The organism is Thalassotalea mangrovi, from assembly GCF_005116735.1.
Classification (GTDB): Bacteria; Pseudomonadota; Gammaproteobacteria; order Enterobacterales; family Alteromonadaceae; genus Thalassotalea_A; species Thalassotalea_A mangrovi.
In genome coordinates this window covers 1-2107 of record NZ_SWDB01000008.1, presented here as the reverse complement: position 1 = coordinate 2107, position 2107 = coordinate 1, and the positions used below count along the sequence as shown (strand labels likewise).

2 tRNA genes and 1 rRNA gene are annotated in these 2107 nt (G+C 49.5%); all 3 read left to right on the top strand.

The annotated features are described in order from the left end of the window. Positions 1-131 precede the first annotated feature (131 nt). The 3 genes from E8M12_RS04185 to E8M12_RS04175 all read left to right on the top strand — a co-directional run bounded on the left by E8M12_RS04185 (position 132) and on the right by E8M12_RS04175 (position 1931). A 16S ribosomal RNA gene (locus E8M12_RS04185) occupies positions 132-1674 on the top strand. Positions 1675-1758: 84 nt separating this feature from the next. Further along, positions 1759-1834 (top strand) — tRNA-Ala (locus tag E8M12_RS04180). A gap of 20 nt (positions 1835-1854) precedes the next feature. Then, positions 1855-1931, top strand: a tRNA-Ile gene (locus tag E8M12_RS04175). Positions 1932-2107 lie beyond the last annotated feature (176 nt).

Below are 2107 nucleotides of genomic sequence, written 5' to 3'. Positions count from 1 at the left end.
GCAATATAAAAGTCTTAATGATTTGTGACACATGAGTCTTTATTAATTTATTTAATATACGTTTATATGTCAGTTACCTTTTGGGTAACAAGTGATTCATTGAGCATGACCCGCAAGGGTAAACAACTTTTTAATTGAAGAGTTTGATCATGGCTCAGATTGAACGCTGGCGGCAGGCTTAACACATGCAAGTCGAGCGGAAACGAAGAAGAACTTGTTCTTCTGGCGTCGAGCGGCGGACGGGTGAGTAATGCTTGGGAATATGCCTTGAGGTGGGGGACAACAGTTGGAAACGACTGCTAATACCGCATAATGTCTACGGACCAAAGGAGGGGATCTTCGGACCTTTCGCCTTTAGATTAGCCCAAGTGAGATTAGCTAGTTGGTGGGGTAATGGCCTACCAAGGCGACGATCTCTAGCTGGTTTGAGAGGATGATCAGCCACACTGGGACTGAGACACGGCCCAGACTCCTACGGGAGGCAGCAGTGGGGAATATTGCACAATGGGGGAAACCCTGATGCAGCCATGCCGCGTGTGTGAAGAAGGCCTTCGGGTTGTAAAGCACTTTCAGCGAGGAGGAAAGGGTGTACGTTAATACCGTGCATCTGTGACGTTACTCGCAGAAGAAGCACCGGCTAACTCCGTGCCAGCAGCCGCGGTAATACGGAGGGTGCGAGCGTTAATCGGAATTACTGGGCGTAAAGCGTGCGTAGGCGGTTATATAAGCGAGATGTGAAAGCCCCGGGCTTAACCTGGGAACTGCATTTCGAACTGTATGACTAGAGTTTTGTAGAGGGTGGTGGAATTTCCAGTGTAGCGGTGAAATGCGTAGAGATTGGAAGGAACATCAGTGGCGAAGGCGGCCACCTGGACAAAAACTGACGCTGAGGCACGAAAGCGTGGGGAGCAAACAGGATTAGATACCCTGGTAGTCCACGCCGTAAACGATGTCAACTAGCTGTCTGTGAACTTGATTCGTGGGTAGCGCAGCTAACGCACTAAGTTGACCGCCTGGGGAGTACGGCCGCAAGGTTAAAACTCAAATGAATTGACGGGGGCCCGCACAAGCGGTGGAGCATGTGGTTTAATTCGATGCAACGCGAAGAACCTTACCATCCCTTGACATCCAGAGAACTTTCTAGAGATAGATTGGTGCCTTCGGGAACTCTGTGACAGGTGCTGCATGGCTGTCGTCAGCTCGTGTTGTGAAATGTTGGGTTAAGTCCCGCAACGAGCGCAACCCCTATCCTTATTTGCCAGCGAGTAATGTCGGGAACTTTAAGGAGACTGCCGGTGATAAACCGGAGGAAGGTGGGGACGACGTCAAGTCATCATGGCCCTTACGGGATGGGCTACACACGTGCTACAATGGCAAGTACAAAGGGCAGCGAGACCGCGAGGTGGAGCGAATCCCATAAAGCTTGTCGTAGTCCGGATTGGAGTCTGCAACTCGACTCCATGAAGTCGGAATCGCTAGTAATCGTGGATCAGAATGCCGCGGTGAATACGTTCCCGGGCCTTGTACACACCGCCCGTCACACCATGGGAGTGGGTTGCAAAAGAAGTAGTTAGTCTAACCTTCGGGAGGACGATTACCACTTTGTGATTCATGACTGGGGTGAAGTCGTAACAAGGTAACCCTAGGGGAACCTGGGGTTGGATCACCTCCTTACCTTAAGTAAAACGCTTTTCTTGCGTGTCTACACAAATTGCTTTGATAACGAATAAAGACGATGACCCTGTACGTCAGAATTATGGGGCTATAGCTCAGCTGGGAGAGCGCCTGCCTTGCACGCAGGAGGTCAGCAGTTCGATCCTGCTTAGCTCCACCATTTGACTTACAGTACACAGTAGGTCTGTAGCTCAGCTGGTTAGAGCGCACCCCTGATAAGGGTGAGGTCGGTAGTTCAAGTCTACTCAGACCTACCAAATTTCGATTTACTCGGCGTTGTTTGTCGATTCGTTTATTGAGAAATAAACGTCATCACCAAACGCCTGGATTAAATGCGAAATGACACAGTCATCGAAAGAGACCAAACCTAAGTTATAGCGACTATAATTTACGTTTGGTTTTTTTAACCACGAAGTTGCCGAATGTGTGCAGT